Genomic DNA, 16,154 nt, shown 5'->3' with positions numbered 1-16,154 from the left:
CTGTTCAAATTGAAGGTCAATCATTTATTTAGGGAAATTATTCACATTTAAAATGATTGTATCATGAACAAACAGATCAAAGAATTCCATGAGTTAATGTCCAAAGCGGGAGATTATCTCCAATCTGAACTATCTTATTCATTGAGTACCCTTGCTTGCTATAGGTCGGCTTGGAAAAAGATAAAGGTTTACATGTTTCGACACGGGATCGAACGTTATGACAAAAGGGTCGAGACCCTAATATTTCAGAATGAGCTTGGTGGCCGCAGTATCCCGAAATTATCGGAAAGCGAAAGATATCTTTACCATGGGGCCAGGATGTTGACCGAATTCAAGAGTACAGGTATTATCACGGCACCCGCCAGGAGCCAGCGCAAAGAAGACCCAATCGTTTTTTCAGGGACAATAGGAAGGGCGATCGTTGGTTTTTTGGAGCACAAAAGACTGAAGGAAAGATTGACCGTATCAACCTTATATGACTATCGGAAAAACCTTTTCCCCTTCCTGCAATATTGCAATAAGAACAACATTGGCTCCATGGGGGATATCGATCAAGCCTTTATCCTCGGATATCTAAATCAAATGGACTGTCGTAAAAAGACAGTGGTGCAAGTTACCATCATAGCACTTCGTAGCTTTATGAAGTATGCCTATCGGGAGAAGTTGGCGAATTTTGATTACTCCAGCAAAATTCCGAGATACAGATCTGTAGATCAGCCCAAATTGCCTTCCACATATTCCAAGGAGGAAATCGAAAAGCTGATCGCATCAATAGACAGATCCAGCCCAATGGGAAAACGCAACTATGCAATCATACTTTTAGCTGCCAGATTAGGATTAAGAGCATCGGATATCTCAAGGTTGAAGTTCTCGGAACTGAATTGGGGAACAAGTTCCATAGAAATAAGCCAGGTCAAGACAGGAAAGGAATTAGTGCTTCCTATATTGCCCGATGTTGGCAATGCGCTGATCGATTATCTGAAATATGGCCGTCCAGTATCGACATCCCCGTTTGTATTCTTGATAGCCAAAGCACCCTATGCAGAGTTCCATACCAGCCAGGTGGTTACCCATGTTGTCCAAAGGGCCTATAGAAAAGCAGGGATTGAAGTCAAAGGCAGGAGGTTCGGTGCCCATTCCCTGCGCCATAGCCTAGGGTTCAGGATGCTGGAGGAAAGCACTGCGCTTCCTGTTATCTCGGAAGTCCTTGGCCACCAAAGCACAGAATCCACCAGGTACTACCTTAGGATCGATCTTAAATCGATGAGACAATGTATGGTCGATGTGCCTCCTGTCCCTATCGGTTTTTACCAGCAGAAAGGAGGGCTCTTTTATGAATAAGCAATACAACAGTATATATGGCCCCTATATTGTACAGTTCATAGAACTAAAGAAAAGGTTAGGTTTTAAGTTTGCAACCGGTACGTTTATTTTATCCCAGATCGATGCCTTGGCGGCCCATAGGGAGGAAACCGAATTGGGGGTTACAAAAGAATTTACAAGGATATGGAGCGAAAGACGGCCCAACGAATCCGAGTTTTATCGCTATACAAGGATAAGCCATCTTGTACAGTTCTCCTCCTACCTGTGCGAACTGGGAACCCCATCATATATCCCTAGGTTACCGAACTTCCCAAAGAGCACATTCATTCCCTACATCTATTCAGGGAAAGAGATTCGGCAACTGTTCAAGGCCTGTGATGAATTAAGGTTGGGCAGGGTAAACAAGGATTCCTGTTTGATCTGCATGCCTGCACTGATCAGGCTACTTTACTGTACCGGAATCCGGATTGGAGAAGCCATTGCCCTAAAAAATGAAGATGTCCATCTAGATGAAGGTTATTTACTGGTTCGGGATTCCAAGAACGGGAAAGAGCGGATCATACCGATCCCACAATCACTGGTATCCGTATGCCGGGAATATCTGGGATACAGGGATTTACTTCCATCCAGAAAAACAGGTTCCAGCTACTTCTTTGTGAAGATCAACGGGCAAAAATGCGGGCAAGACGTTAGGAAATGGTTCAAAAAATGTTTGGACAAGGCAGGAATACCCAATTCAGCACGACTTCACGACCTTAGGCATACCTTTGCCGTTACTTCACTTGCCCAAATGGCAGAATCGGGGATTGATCTTTATGCCTCACTGCCCATACTCTCCAATTATTTAGGGCACCAATCTATTGGAGCGACCGACCATTATGTCAGGTTGACAAGTAACATGTACCCTAATCTGATCAATGACATGAATGCAGTGTGCCTGGACGTATTCCCTAAATTCAAGAATTATGAGGCCAACTGATTTTTCAATGTACATATCCGATTTTATGGTGAGATATTTACCCGACGAGAGAGGGGCAAGTGTGAATACCATTGCCGCATACAGGGATACGTTCGTCCTGCTATTGGAGTTTATCAAAAAGAGAAAGCTCTTAAAGATAGAAAAACTGACACTAGAAAAGATCAAAAAGGAGACCATCATAGAGTTCCTTGATTGGATACAAAAACAGCGGAAATCTAGCGACTCCACCAGGAACATGAGATTGGCAGCGATCCATTCCTTTTATAAATACTTGCAGCACGAAAACCTGGACAATCTCCACGAAAGCCAAAGGATACTGTCCATCAGGTCCAAGAGGGCCCGAAAGGAAAGTATAACATACCTTTCTATCGAAGGAATGAAGTTGCTCCTGAAACAGCCCGATACAACAACCTCCAGGGGAAGGCGGGACCTGGCCTTGCTGTCACTGATCTATGATTCCGGTGCCAGGGTCCAGGAAATTATTGATCTAACGCCCTCAAGGTTGAGACTGGCAAGGCCTCCAGTGATCAAAATTATCGGAAAGGGGAACAGGGCACGGCTTGTTCCAATGCTGGATGCGCAAATCGTGCACCTTAAAAATTACATGAAAGAGCATCGATTGGACCAGGCCAGTGCCAGTGTGCACCCTCTTTTCTTCAATAGCAGAAAGGAAAGGTTCACCCGTGCCGGAATCAACCATATCATCCAAAAATATATAGAAATGGCCAGGGAAGCAGACAAAACATTGATCCCTGATAAGGTCAGCTGCCATTCTTTTAGGCATTCCAAGGCCATGCACCTGTTGCAGGCAGGGGTGAACCTAGTGTATATTCGAGATATTTTGGGGCATGTATCCGTCCAGACCACAGAGATTTATGCTAGGGCCGATTCCAGACAAAAACGTAAAGCGTTGGAAAACGCATATGTGGATATCAACCCAGATGAGGAACCTGTTTGGACAAATAATGAAAATTTGATCGGTTGGCTGAAGCGATTCTGATATTATTATGTAAAGTAATTTTATAAAAACTTCAAGGTTTATGGGGTATTCATAGGGTTACTTTACATAAAAAAACACTTTACATAATGGGCCTTATGCAAAGCTTTCCATAATGCCCATAACCATCCCAGTGGGAAACTACAGGCCAGCCAACCGGATAGGGACATTACCCAAAAGATCCAACGGGCCGCCCAGCTCTTCGATGTCAAGGTCCTCGATCATATCATCATCGCCCCCAACGGGGACTACTTTAGTTTTGCCGATCAAGGGGTGTTGTAGCTGAAGGAGCTGCACCACTATTTTAGCAAAGGGAACTACATAGGTTCCCTTTTTTATTGAAGATGTACAGCCCTTGGACGCTTTCCTTGTATTTTTTTCAAAAGCAGCACTTTCCACATCTTAAAATTTCGTTTTGGTGTTTCCTGAGCTGTCAAGGCCTATACCTTGGGATAGGTATGGCGTTTTCCCCGAGCGCGCGGGGAAACGAATAGCAAGGCGTTGCTACAAGTCCCATTTGCTGTGCAAAGCCCATAGATACTGGAGGATTCAAGGATGGGATGATAAATTCGACATCCATTGTTTGCTGTAAATCGTCTTGAAACCCTTGAAAAGATTGAAAAAAATTGCTGTAAAACATGAAACGGAACAGAAAAACATATCGATTTTCGTCTATCAATATTAAAAGTGCGGTGGCCAATAGGTTTCGCAGTTTCTCTAAAAAAACGGCAAAATCCCACACGGAAACCCTTATGGCTGTCATGGACTTTTTTGAGTGGCATGGCTTTACGCCTTCCGATAGACTTGGCCAAAGCTTCCTCCAAGAGGTTCTCAAGAACCGGAAACTTATCGAAACCTCCATCAAACGCACCGAGGCCTCCATTGCCATTATCCGTGATATCGAGATTACCCAGACCAAGCCCACCAATGCCATTCTTGAGGCCCTGCTTGAACAAAAGATCAGGCATGTAAAACCAAGGGCGGAACAAATACCCTCCAAACAGGAACCGCCGATTGAGATTACCGTTCCCAAGATCCGTTATGTACGGCTTCAGGACAAAATGGGAATGCTCCAAAGGGAAAGCCAGTACCTAATCGAAAACACAACCCTAATAAAACCCTCTCTTGGAAAACCCTATCTACGTTTGGATATCACCGAAGGTGAATTGGAAAACTATAAACGTACCCTTGAAAATCTATGAACATGTACATTACCATCACAGCGCAGAAAACCGGAAAAGGCTTCGAGATCTATCACAGTAGCGTAAAGGACTATGTTGCCTATTTGGAAAAGGAGAACCAAGATTTGGAACCGGAGGAGCAAGGGACCTTTTTTGACCAAACCGAAAATGCTATTCCCGCAGAAAAGGTCATATCCGAAATCGATGACAATACCGCCAAACTCAAGAAGCATGAACCCAAATTCTATTCCATAGTGGTAAGCCCAAGCCAACGGGAACTCAAACAGATTAACAATGATTCGGTAGCACTTAGAAAATACACTCGGGAGATCATGAAGGATTATGCCGTTTCCTTTTATCGGGATAGACAGATTACCGTCGATGATATCAAATACTACGCGAAAATCGAACATGAACGCAGCTTTCGTGGCTTTGAAAAGCAAGTGCTGGAAAATGCCCCGTACCGCAAACAGATTGCCAAACTTCGTAATGACCTGACAAAGATGGAACGGGGTGAAATCCAAGGAGACCTAAACACCGTTAAACAGGAAATCCATCGCTTGACCCATGAGGCTCCCCATAAGATCAATGGCCAAATGATCGTAGAAGGGATGAAAAAGGAAGGAGCGCAGTCCCATATCCATATCATCGTCAGCCGAAAGGATATGACCAATACCCATAGCCTATCCCCTGGGAGCAAGTTCAAGGCCTCCGAAACCATCCTCCAGGGCAAAAAGGTCAAACAGGGCTTCCATCGGGATCAATTCTACCAATCTGCGGAAAAGACCTTTGACCGCATGTTCGCCTATGACCGAAACTTCATGGAAAAATATGGTACGAAAAAGCTATACCGACAGGATCCAAAAAAGTTCGTGGTCCTTTTGATGGGATTGCCAAACAACGAAAAGCAACTGGCCCTCCAACTGTTGCGCAAAGGGGGAGTCGCTATCCCCAACATCCCCACCAACAAGGTGCAGTTGGCCTATAAGATCCTGATGAAACTCAAACAAGGTGTCGAACGGGCCGTCCGATCAGGGGGCATTGAAATCTAAAATGATGTTGACTGCTTCCATTGAACATATTGTTTTGCTGGTACTTCCATTGGGAAGCTTGATTTCTTTCCTTTTGGTCAAGTACTTCCGTTACGGGTTTGTTGGGTCATGGACCCTGCTCTTAGGAATGGGAACCGCTTTTTTCTTCTATTTGGATACTGCTACTTTTTTAAGGGCCGTACTTTATGTGTTGTTGCCTTGGGGGTTTGTAAACCTCTTGTATTATGTTTTTATCCCGAACAAAGAAGTCAAAACCATTGACAAAAAATATCGATTGGTGTTGCAGACCAAGGGAACCAAGTTGGTTTTGGCCAATATCCGAAGGGGCATTTCCATTATCGGGGCAGCGGGCAGCGGAAAGACCGAAAGCATCGTCCACAACCTCTTTAGACATTTTGCGACCCATCGCTTTTGTGGGGTCATGCACGATTACAAAAACTTTGAGATCACGGAAATGGCCTACCCGCTCTTTAAAGGAACCGATCGGAAATTCCATATCGTTTCCTTTGATCCCATTTACCATCGGGTCAATCCCATTGCGCCCCATTATTTGCCCGATGAGGAAAGTGTCCATGAAATCTCCCGGGTGCTTTTGGAAAACCTCTTGGAACTCAAGGAAAGTGGTAGCAGTGGCACCTCACGTTTTTTTCAGGATGCCGTTGAGGGATTGATAGGAGGGTTGATCTGGCGCTTGAAAGAGGACTTTCCAGACTACTGTACTATTCCCCATATGATAGCACTCTACCAACACCTCGATACGGAACAGTTGGTGCGTTTCTTAAGTGCCGAACTGACTTCCAAGGCCATGGCCGATGCTTTTATCAGTGGGGTGGATTCCGATAGGCAGACCGCAGGGGTGAAAAGTACCCTCGCCAATGCCTTCAAGAAAATCAGTACCCGGAAAATATTTATGGTCCTCTCTGCAGATGAGGTGTCTCTGGATATCAATAATCCCCAAAACCCCTCGGTCATTTCCATAGTGAACAACCCTAAAAAGGAAACCTCACTGTCTCCCGTAATAGCTACAATCATTCATACGATTTCCAAACAGATGAGCGAGCGGAACCGTCTGCCCTCTTTTTTTCTTATCGAAGAGGCTTCCACCATACGCCTATTGAATATGCATCGGATACCGGCCACACTGCGGAGCTACGATATAGCAACGGTCTATGTGCTCCAGGACAAGATCCAAAATGATATGCTCTACGGGGACAAGGCCAGTAAGGCAATATTGAGCAATCTCTCTTATCAATTCTTTGGCAAGGCCAATGACCCGGACACGGCCAAATACTATGAACGCTTTTTTGAGATTGTAAAGAAGCAGTCTAAGAGTGTTAACAAAGGGTACAACCTCAATTTTGATACCCGGGTGACCCAAAGCGAACGGGAAGTGGCCAAGACCCGGGCAGATGCTTTCTATGGATTGAGGCAGGGAGAATTTGTGGCGTTTTTTGATGGGATAGATAAAAAAATACGGTTCAAGAATCCGAGGATTGCACGGAACTTACCCCAACCTGAACCAAAAACACCTCAAGAATTAAAATTAAATTTTGACCGAATTCATAGCGAGGTACGGTCAATGAAACTGTTGTGACAACAATGGAAAATTATTGATTTCAACTCGAATTACATTAAAATTGTTTCATCAAGCGAGTTTTTTGACCACCGTTTTATTGAACTTTTATAGTGAAATGTGATTATTCAGGTCAATAATGAATTAGTTGTTTCTGGAATCGGACGTCCAAGCATCACAATTAATCAAGGTGAAACGAAAAAATCTTTTGGAGTGGATTATGTGCCTGGAAAATTGACTATGAGTCAAAATGCTTGGGAGCTAATCACTAATGATACTATTGGTTCATTTGACTTTCAATTTGATTATTACACTTCCAAAGGCCAAAATTTAGACATCAAGAGATTCAAAGCAATCTTATCAAAAAATCTTTTAGATTCAAATTACTTGATTATCAACATTTATGATTTTAGAAATAGAAAATATCGCAAATGGTAAGGACCTTACACTGAAGAAGATTACTTGGTAGAGTTAAATTACCCAAATGGACCAATTTATGTCCGATATAACTAAAGTTCAAATAAACGATTGAAAAGTGGCTAAAAAAAGGACTAAACATATTATTCATGAAGATGAAATCGAAATAGGTCCGCTTCAACTTCAATTGATGTTTGGTCAATCATGGAAAGATGATATTGAAATTGCGGTTAATTCAATTTTCTGTGATTGTGGTGCTCAAAACAGAAAGTTAATCAAATACAAAAGTTACCTTAACGACCTAAATGATGTTATTTTAAAAGGATGGTGTAGTTCATGTAAAACAATTGCCTCCCGATATATTGAGACTGGAGAGAAAAAAGGAATCGAAAAAATTGCCAACAAAATCAGGAAGCTAAATAAAAAGTAAAATTCAAATAAACGATTCACAGAAAGGATTTTATCTGCTATCTAGCATCATTTTTGTAAATTTATATCACAAAGCTATTTCAATGAACATGTCAGAGTCAAAATCCACTAAAAAAGAACTAGTAGGTTGGATAGAATCCTTGAAGGATGATACAATCCTAGGGCTTTTGAATTCAGTAAAACTTTCGAGTGAAGGAAAGTCAGGTGACTGGTGGGACGAACTCACAGAAAGTGACAGGGTAAATATTCTTTCAGGGATAAGAGACTTTGAAAAGGGTCTGACGATGAGCTCAAAAGACTTTTGGAACGGCCTGGCCAATGGATGATTTGTATGAAGTACATTGGACCGAAAGGTCATTATCCAACGCATTGGAAATTAAAGCATATCTAAAAAGAAAGTTCAACAAAAAGGAAATAGTAAGTTTTGAGGAACTTTTGAAGCAATTTGAGAATACAGTATCCAATTTTCCAACTCTTTATCCGGAATCACAAAAAAAGAAATCTTTAAGACGAGCTGTAATCCATAAAAATACCACTATCTATTATATTTTTAAAGAAGATAAGGTTACTGTCATTGCTATGAAAGATAATAGACAGCTCAATCCGCATGGCTAAAGTTCAAATAATTTATGACCTATAAGCCCCTTTCACATTTTAGGTAAAAGCCAATTTTTTAAATGAGATTGTATTTATTCACTTTTTATTTTCTCTTCTTATCTTGGAATTTGTTTTCCCAAACGGTGGCCGTTTCCGGAAAAGTGGTTGACAATTCTGGGATCGAAGTTTCCTTTGCCAGTATAGTCTTCACTAAAATCAATGATTCTATGACCACCTATGGAACCTTGGGTCTTGAGGATGGCAGCTTTTCGTTGACATTGAAGAAAGATAATTATTCTGTCCAAGTATCCGTTGTGGGACTGGTTTCCAAAACGTTTGGTTTTGACCTTTCCAACAGTAAGGATACAATGGATTTGGGGAAACTTGTCATCGAATCTGAAACCCAACTGGATGAGGTCGTGGTCAGGAACACCACTTCCGCAGTAAAACTGGGACTTGACAAAAAGGAGTACGATGTTTCAAAAGACTTGCTTTCCAAGGGAGGTACACTGGTGGATGTGATGCAGAATGTACCCTCCGTCCAAGTTGACGGCAGTGGGAATTTGAGTTTGAGGGGCAATGCCAATGTGCTCATCCTTTTGGATGGAAAACCCAGTGGTTTCGCCAGCAGTGCCGAATTTCTTCGGGCCATACCTGCCAGCAGTATTGCCAAAGTGGAAGTGATCACCAACCCATCAGCAAAGTTTACGGCCGAAGGTGCTGCCGGAATCATCAACATCATTCTTAAAAAGGGAACCGTAAGGAAACTAAATGGAAGTGCCGAGATTTTTACGGGGCACCGATTTAACCTAGGTTCCAATGTTAATTTGAACGGCGCCACCAAAACCGGCTCTTGGTTCACCAATGCGGGCATTGGATATTCTGAACCGCTGGGCAAGAGTTGGATATCCTTGAATGACTTTTTGGCTGACCCAGACAGTACCGAACAAAGATCTGAACGCTTGCGCAAGCAGCTATATGTTTTGTTGAATGTTGGTGGTAGTAAAAGCCTTGGTGAAAAACAAACGCTATCGGGAAGTGTGACCTATCGAAGGGTAAAGGCAAGCAACGAAAACACCACCAATTACGAAGACTTTAATGATAGAACATTAACCTCCGTTGTCAACCGGGCCGAGGAGGAGGATCAAAAAGGAAGTTTTTTTCAGGGAAGAACGGATTATATTATTCAACTGGATACGTTGGGACAAAAATTGGAAGTGGGCTTCAGTGGCGAGTTGGCCCAAAATGATGATAATGCCCAAATTTTAGAGAACACCCTATTTCCCGATTCAAACAACATCGGGTTTGATCTTAGCTCCAATGCGGAAAACCGACAGCAATTTTTAGTTTCGACAGATTATAGCTTACCCTTTCAAAAAGACTCCAAATTGGAACTTGGATATTTGTCCACTTTGGGTTCCACAAAAAACGACTATGAAGTCAGTACAGATACCGATACGGGAATCGTTGACATACCGGAGTTCACGAACGATAGTGAATATCGGGAGAACGTACATGCATTTTACGCTCAATACACTCAGTCTTGGAAAACATTTTCCTTCAAACTTGGGTTGAGATCTGAAACTACGGATATCCTTATCAAGGCAAATGCCACGGATTTTCAACAAAAGAAAAATTACACGGACTTGTTTCCTTCGGCATTTTTCAATTATAAACCTGGCAAGGGGAACGCAACCTTCAATTTGAGTCTGTCTCGACGCATCGGAAGACCTTACTACAAATTGGTGGTGCCCTTTTCAAGCTACACGGATAGGCGTAATATTTTTGTGGGAAACCCGGACATCGACCCCAGATATATAAGTAGTGTGGAACTGGCTTTTTCGGGGAAAATTTTTGAAAAATTCCAAATCATTCCAACCCTGTACCTAAGGGATACCAAGAATGAAATGGAGTTTTTTGTGGAGAAAAGAACCATAACCGTGGGCTCCGAAACCCGAGAGGTTTTTGCATCCACCATCGCAAACATCGGCAATTATACCGCCTATGGTTTAGAGTTGAGCATTGTACACAAACCAACCAACTGGTGGAATATATATCTCGAAACCACTTTCAATGGTTTTAAGCAAGTTGGCAACGTCAGGGGAGCAAGTTTCAACGGGGAAGGAATGTTGTTTTACGGACGGTTCAACCATACGTTCAACTTGTTAAAGTCCTTGAAACTGCAATGGCAGAACAATTACAGGGGTCCCATTGAAACAGGGCAGTATAGACGAAAGGGTATTTACTATATGAATCTGGGACTGAGCAATACAATTTTTAACGACCGGTACACTTTGACCCTTAATTATAGTGATGTGTTGAATTCAAATAAAAGGATTGTTACAACATATGGCGATGGATTTATAAGAGAACTTACGCTGCAGAACAGAGTTCCGCAACTTAATATATCCCTGTCCTACAGGTTCGACTCCAAAAATAGGGTCAAAGAAGGCCTTCAATACGACGATGTTAAGATTATCAATTAGTTTTTTAATCATTAAAGTTCAACTAAACGATACCTAAAACATTCCTGATATAATTCCCTTTGACAAATTTTTAATAAATATGCGCCAATAATATGTTAGAATGCGTATATTGTATGTAAATACTATTATTATGGCAACAATCAGAAAATCATTAACTATAACTGCTGCCCAGGAAGAGTGGATAAAATTACAAATCGAGAATGGTGGCTTCGCAAACGATAGTGAATACATGCGACATCTAATACGATTAGATGAGGAGCGCAATAGGGAGTTTCTAATCACTAAGGCGGCCATACAAGATGGTTATGATAGTGGCGTAAGTTCTAAAATCAGGTCTGTTGATGAAATTATTGAAGCTGCGATAGTTCGTAAAAAGAACAGAAATGCCTAGATATTATTTATCGTCCAAAGCGGATGACGATATCGATGATATAGTGGATTATACCTTGGAAACTTGGGGTGAATCACAGACGCATATCTATGTTACCGAATTATACCAATTTTTACAAACTCTGGCAGATAATCCCGATCTTGGTCGAAGTGCTTCAGAATTTGCAGCTCTACTTAGAAGATACAACTATAAGGCACACACAATTTTTTACGAACCAACTGAAAAGGGCATATTCGTTGTTCGCATTTTAGGACAAGTAAGAGATTTCAAAAGACATCTTTAACCGATATTTATCTGATTAAAAAGTATAAATAAACGATACAACTTTTAATCCAACAAATAAAAAGTGAGCATATTCTCTTATCATTTGGCCGAGATTCCCTGTTTTGAAGCGATAAGAGGAATATTCTCCAGTCCTATTTCCAAAAACACCAAGGGACTGATTCACTCCGAATATATGACCGTAATGACCTTGGGTTCACCCATCATTTCAACCTCTAGAGTTTTAATAGGACAAGTAGCGGTTTTTGCGCAATGGGAAGATGAAATTGCACTTCAAAATTATTTGGAGCAAACCAGTTTTGGAAAGATCTTGGCAAAAAGTTGGCATGTTCGATTGTCCTTTATAAGGGAATGGGGGAAATTCAGTGGATTCACAATCCCGCAGCATAGCTGTAAATTGGAAAGCCCAAATTCTCCCGTGGTTGCCGTGACCATAGCAAGAATGAAGCCTTTTTCCGTACCACGATTTATTCATTGGGGAAGGCCCGTGGAAAAACTGGTAAGAGACCATCCAGGAACTACACTTTCCTTAGCATCAGTAAAGTTTCCAAATACTGTTTCAACTATTTCAATTTGGAAAACCGAGAAAGAAATGACCGACATGGTTCATGGACATAGTGCCGTGGAAAAACCAAAAAGACACAAGGCTGCAATGAAAGAAAGAGAACGAAAGGACTTTCACTTTGAATTCACCACACTAAGGTTTAAGCCTATTGGCGAATTTGGTACTTGGAAGGGCCGATCAAATTATATTCCCAAGACTTAAAGAATTTTAGGGATAAATGGGGACACCGCATAAAAAACAAACCTTTCAAGATTGGATCACACAGCAATGGGTCATTCTTTTTGGCCATAGAATTGACAGAACTAGTCACCAATGGCTACTCGGCCCTTTTGGTGGGACAAATGGTATTGGTCTCAAATTTATCACGCAATTAGCGGAAAGTGAAAATTTAATTATTGATGACCAAACAGAAATGAAGGGGTTGATCCAATCAATAGACCAACTTAATATACCTGAAAACGAATTGGCATCCCTATCCCAAAGTGTAATTGATTTTTATGAAAACACATCCAATTATGACCTTCGATTAAAAGTTAAGTGGAATCCGTTCTTCAAAATTTTTGGTGTTCTACTGAGATTGATTTTCAGTAAAAGAATAGAGCAATTAAATGTTCCGATTCAAAACATTGCGGATTCTAAAGGATTGAAAAGCGAAATAATCCATTTGCTCGATAAAAAAACGAATGAACCAAAACGGACAATCTGGCTTAGATCATTTAAGGCAACGGGACAAGTAGTATATTCAGGAGTATATGAAACTTGTACCCTCCCTTCGGGTCAGGCGTGCATAAAAGCAATTTTTCCTTTACCAAATGGAAGTGCAACAGTCATTTTAACTCCTAGAGTCGGTGAGAAAGGTGACCTAATCTTGGAATCCTCCGGACAACAAATTGGCGATAGTGGATTTTACTTTTTGCTAGAAGATTCCAAAGGAGAACTATGGGCTAAATTCACCAAATCATTTAAAGATAAACTGGTCGTAACTGGCGAAAATGGAAAAATAACTGCTATACAAACGCTAACTTTATGGAATTTAAGGGTTTTGCGTTTTGAGTACAGTATAGAAACCATTAGGCCCAAGGAAATCTAAACTAATGAACAATGCCGAAGATTGAATTGAAAACTGAAATTAAAGCCGATAAAGAAATCGTTTTTGATTTGTCCAGAAGCATTGATTTGCATAAAATTTCAACTGAACAGACAAAAGAAGAAGCAATAAAAGGCAAAACTTCCGGTCTCATTGGCAAAGGTGAATGGGTAACGTGGAGAGCTAAACATTTTGGATTCTACCAAACCCTGACTTCTAAAATTGTCGAATTTGAAAGACCGGATTTTTTTGTGGATGAAATGGATAAAGGGGCCTTTAAAAGTTTTAGGCATCAGCATTATTTTAGAAAGTCTGATTTCGGCACCTTGATGATTGATTATTTTGAATATAAGTCACCACTAGGGTTTTTGGGAAACCTTGCTGATAGCTTGTTTTTGGAGAAATACATGAAGACATTGCTTGAAAAACGCAATCAAACGATAAAAGAGTTTGCGGAATCAGAAAAGTGGAAGGAAGTACTGAAGAAATAAAATTTCAAATAAACTATAGTGTCAAAATGAGTTGGGATTTATTCGTGCAAGATTATGGAGATTTTGAGTCTTTGGAAGAAATCCCCGATGACTTTGAACCGCAATCAATTGGTAAGAGGTCAGAAATAATTGATAAGATAAAAGCGGTTGAACCAACAGTGGATTTTTCAAATCCATCTTGGGGAATATTGGTGAACGGACAATTCTCAATAGAGTTTAATATGGGCGATTCTGAGGAATCCGATGGTTTCGTGATCCATGTGAGAGGAAATGAACTTGCGGTGCCATGTATCGGAAATATATTGAATAGCCTTAAATTAAGAGCGGCAGATGGTTCTAGCCCTTTATTCTTTGATGTTGAAAAGTCCAAAAGAAATCTACAAAAATGGATTGATTATAGAGATTCAATTCTTAATAGATAAAGTTCAAATAAACGATTGTTGTCTATGCCAAATTATTTGCTTAAATTGAATCATTATTAATAATATTGGTTCAATATGGGGGTAATTAGAAAATCTATCACTTTTACGGAACAACAAGATGCCTTTGTCAAAAGTTTGATCGAGCAAGGGTTCTACACGAACGACAGCGAATATATCAGGGACATAATTCGAAAGGATCAAGAGCGTAGAAAACGTATCGTTGATTTGAATGAAGCGTTGATCGAAGGAATTGAAAGCGGTCCGACCGATGCTACTATAGATAGTATTTGGGAAGAAGCCATAAACGAGCACAATGCCGGAAAATAAATTTGTCATTAGTGCAAAGGCAAAGGCAGATTTGAAGGCCATTGCCAAATACACAATAAAAAAGTTCGGTGAGGGGCAATCTTTAAAATATGCACAGGGACTCAAAACTATTTTAGCTGATTTGGGCGACAACCCTGAACTCGGAAAGAGATATGTGGCAGTAAAGGACAAAATGTTGCTACGCTATAGGTACAAGGCACATGTCATATTCTATTTTGTGGAAAATGAGAAAATATTCATTGTAAGAGTTTTGGGCGGTCGGATGGATTTTCCAAAACACCTTAAGTAAAGTTCAAATAAACGATAACTTGCTACTGAAAGTGTTTAAGCAAAAATAATTTCAAACCGGAGATATCAGTTCATAACAATATGAATACGGATAAGCAAATAGAGATTTACCAAGCTAATGATGGTTCCACTCATATAAACGTTCAATTTGAGCAAGATACCGTTTGGTTGACACAGGCGCAAATGGGTCAACTATTTGAAAAAAACAAACGTACAATTTCGGAGCATATAAGAAACATTTTTAAAGAAGGTGAACTGGATGAAAAACTGGTTGTCCGGAAATCCCGGACAACCACTCAGCATGGTGCCATTGAAGGGAAGACACAAACCTCCAACGTGAATATTTACAATTTAGATGTAATAATTTCTGTAGGTTATAGGGTAAAATCTCAAAGAGGAACACAATTTAGAATCTGGGCTTCCAATATTCTAAAGGAATATCTAATTCAAGGCTACGCTGTAAATGAAAAACGTTTGGCCCAAAAAGAGCAAGAAGTACAGCTTCTAAAAGGAGGCATACAAATATTGAGCAGGGCCATTGAAGAAAAAATAGAAGATAATGAATGGCTTACAGTTTATGCCAAAGGCTTAAGCTTGTTAGATGATTACGATCATGAGCAATTAGACGCCAAAGGATTAACCTCAAGAGAAGCCAACTATTTATCTATAGATGCTTACTTTGAGGTAGTAAACCAAATGAAATCTGAATTTGATAGTGCCGTATTTGGAAAGGAAAAAGATAAAAGCTTTCAAAGCTCTTTAACCCAAGTCGCAAAGGGTTTTGACGAAAAGGATTTTTATCAGGACTATCTCATAAAGTGTGTAAATAGAAAATTAGCGGGGGCATGCCCCCGCTAATTTTTTGTCTAATTTTAAATATTTGCACATTATAGACTTCCATAAACCCTGACATGTTCACACTGGTCAGACCAACCCCTTCTATGCTGACTTTCGAATCTTCATCAGCAATGTTTCCAAATGGAAGGAGGTCGATTTGGATACGGCCTTTCCATAGGAGTACAAAAGCGTTGTCTTTTAAGTGCACAATCCGGTGAAAACGGACACCCATTCCGCTGGAAAGCGGACAGTGATTCCGGAATAAAACGGACACCCGTTCCGCGGCAAGGCGGACAGTGATTCCGTTTCAAAGCGGACAGCTGTTCCGGGGCAAAACGGACACTTTTCCCATCTTAGAGCCATTAACTTTTAAAGGAAGGGATAATGGCCAACAATCCGATAGGTATGAGAGAAGTACGCGAACTATTAC

At 40.8% G+C, this 16,154-nt stretch carries 22 protein-coding genes; all 22 read left to right on the top strand.

What is annotated here, in order from left to right; genetic code table 11:
• Positions 1–63 precede the first annotated feature (63 nt).
• The 22 genes from AC13CC_RS11710 to AC13CC_RS11605 all read left to right on the top strand — a co-directional run bounded on the left by AC13CC_RS11710 (position 64) and on the right by AC13CC_RS11605 (position 16,024).
• Positions 64–1,341, top strand: a complete 1,278-nt coding sequence (locus AC13CC_RS11710) for a site-specific integrase (protein WP_482876385.1) — start codon at positions 64–66, stop codon at positions 1,339–1,341.
• Positions 1,334–2,302 carry a tyrosine-type recombinase/integrase gene (locus AC13CC_RS11705; protein WP_482876384.1) on the top strand — a complete coding sequence of 323 codons (969 nt, stop codon included), beginning with the start codon at positions 1,334–1,336 and terminating at the stop codon, positions 2,300–2,302. The genes AC13CC_RS11710 and AC13CC_RS11705 overlap by 8 nt, the downstream gene beginning before the upstream one ends.
• Positions 2,289–3,302, top strand: a complete 1,014-nt coding sequence (locus AC13CC_RS11700) for a site-specific integrase (protein ID WP_482876383.1) — start codon at positions 2,289–2,291, stop codon at positions 3,300–3,302. The genes AC13CC_RS11705 and AC13CC_RS11700 overlap by 14 nt, the downstream gene beginning before the upstream one ends.
• Before the next feature lie 165 nt (positions 3,303–3,467).
• On the top strand, positions 3,468–3,581 hold the full coding sequence (locus tag AC13CC_RS11695) for a JAB domain-containing protein (RefSeq protein WP_482876433.1): 114 nt from the start codon (positions 3,468–3,470) through the stop codon (positions 3,579–3,581).
• 356 nt (positions 3,582–3,937) lie between these two features.
• Entirely contained in the window at positions 3,938–4,501 is a 564-nt protein-coding gene (locus AC13CC_RS11690) for a BfmA/BtgA family mobilization protein (protein WP_482876382.1), read from the top strand.
• 2 nt (positions 4,502–4,503) lie between these two features.
• Complete coding sequence (gene mobB, locus AC13CC_RS11685) at positions 4,504–5,532, top strand: MobB family relaxase (protein WP_482876381.1); 1,029 nt, start codon at positions 4,504–4,506, stop codon at positions 5,530–5,532.
• A 1-nt stretch (position 5,533) separates the two neighbouring features.
• Positions 5,534–7,126: a type IV secretory system conjugative DNA transfer family protein gene (locus AC13CC_RS11680; RefSeq protein ID WP_482878273.1), complete on the top strand. Its 1,593-nt coding sequence runs from the start codon at positions 5,534–5,536 to the stop codon at positions 7,124–7,126.
• A gap of 99 nt (positions 7,127–7,225) precedes the next feature.
• Complete coding sequence (locus AC13CC_RS11675; protein ID WP_482876380.1) at positions 7,226–7,543, top strand: hypothetical protein; 318 nt, start codon at positions 7,226–7,228, stop codon at positions 7,541–7,543.
• A gap of 97 nt (positions 7,544–7,640) precedes the next feature.
• Positions 7,641–7,952, top strand: coding sequence for a hypothetical protein (locus AC13CC_RS11670; RefSeq protein WP_482876379.1), 312 nt, complete (start codon positions 7,641–7,643; stop codon positions 7,950–7,952).
• Positions 7,953–8,040: 88 nt separating this feature from the next.
• Positions 8,041–8,277, top strand: a complete 237-nt coding sequence (locus tag AC13CC_RS11665) for a hypothetical protein (protein ID WP_482878272.1) — start codon at positions 8,041–8,043, stop codon at positions 8,275–8,277.
• Positions 8,270–8,566, top strand: a complete 297-nt coding sequence (locus tag AC13CC_RS11660; RefSeq protein ID WP_482876375.1) for a hypothetical protein — start codon at positions 8,270–8,272, stop codon at positions 8,564–8,566. Before AC13CC_RS11665 ends, AC13CC_RS11660 begins: the two co-directional genes overlap by 8 nt.
• A 62-nt stretch (positions 8,567–8,628) precedes the next feature.
• Positions 8,629–11,034 carry a TonB-dependent receptor gene (locus AC13CC_RS11655; RefSeq protein ID WP_482876373.1) on the top strand — a complete coding sequence of 802 codons (2,406 nt, stop codon included), beginning with the start codon at positions 8,629–8,631 and terminating at the stop codon, positions 11,032–11,034.
• A gap of 229 nt (positions 11,035–11,263) precedes the next feature.
• Positions 11,264–11,425, top strand: a complete 162-nt coding sequence (locus AC13CC_RS11650; RefSeq protein ID WP_482876372.1) for a hypothetical protein — start codon at positions 11,264–11,266, stop codon at positions 11,423–11,425.
• A complete protein-coding gene (locus tag AC13CC_RS11645) occupies positions 11,418–11,708 on the top strand; it encodes a type II toxin-antitoxin system RelE/ParE family toxin (protein WP_151890667.1) in 291 nt (96 codons plus the stop codon). The genes AC13CC_RS11650 and AC13CC_RS11645 overlap by 8 nt, the downstream gene beginning before the upstream one ends.
• 63 nt (positions 11,709–11,771) lie before the next feature.
• Positions 11,772–12,473 carry a hypothetical protein gene (locus AC13CC_RS11640; RefSeq protein ID WP_482876371.1) on the top strand — a complete coding sequence of 234 codons (702 nt, stop codon included), beginning with the start codon at positions 11,772–11,774 and terminating at the stop codon, positions 12,471–12,473.
• 16 nt (positions 12,474–12,489) lie between these two features.
• Positions 12,490–13,362 (top strand): hypothetical protein, encoded by an 873-nt coding sequence (locus tag AC13CC_RS11635; RefSeq protein ID WP_482876370.1) that lies wholly within the window; start codon positions 12,490–12,492, stop codon positions 13,360–13,362.
• 11 nt (positions 13,363–13,373) lie between these two features.
• On the top strand, positions 13,374–13,850 hold the full coding sequence (locus AC13CC_RS11630; protein WP_482876369.1) for an SRPBCC family protein: 477 nt from the start codon (positions 13,374–13,376) through the stop codon (positions 13,848–13,850).
• Positions 13,826–14,272, top strand: a complete 447-nt coding sequence (locus AC13CC_RS11625; RefSeq protein WP_482876368.1) for a hypothetical protein — start codon at positions 13,826–13,828, stop codon at positions 14,270–14,272. Before AC13CC_RS11630 ends, AC13CC_RS11625 begins: the two co-directional genes overlap by 25 nt.
• A gap of 75 nt (positions 14,273–14,347) precedes the next feature.
• Complete coding sequence (locus AC13CC_RS11620; RefSeq protein ID WP_119607909.1) at positions 14,348–14,599, top strand: type II toxin-antitoxin system ParD family antitoxin; 252 nt, start codon at positions 14,348–14,350, stop codon at positions 14,597–14,599.
• Positions 14,586–14,888, top strand: a complete 303-nt coding sequence (locus AC13CC_RS11615; protein ID WP_482876367.1) for a type II toxin-antitoxin system RelE/ParE family toxin — start codon at positions 14,586–14,588, stop codon at positions 14,886–14,888. The genes AC13CC_RS11620 and AC13CC_RS11615 overlap by 14 nt, the downstream gene beginning before the upstream one ends.
• Before the next feature lie 80 nt (positions 14,889–14,968).
• Positions 14,969–15,745, top strand: coding sequence for a virulence RhuM family protein (locus AC13CC_RS11610; RefSeq protein WP_482876366.1), 777 nt, complete (start codon positions 14,969–14,971; stop codon positions 15,743–15,745).
• Positions 15,746–15,865: 120 nt separating this feature from the next.
• Positions 15,866–16,024 (top strand): hypothetical protein, encoded by a 159-nt coding sequence (locus tag AC13CC_RS11605; protein ID WP_482876365.1) that lies wholly within the window; start codon positions 15,866–15,868, stop codon positions 16,022–16,024.
• The last annotated feature ends 130 nt before the right edge of the window (positions 16,025–16,154 follow it).

It is taken from the genome of Flagellimonas sp. L-11, assembly GCF_056857735.1.
The sequence above is the reverse complement of the archived record's forward strand: the minus strand, read 5'-3'. Positions and strand labels throughout refer to the sequence as shown.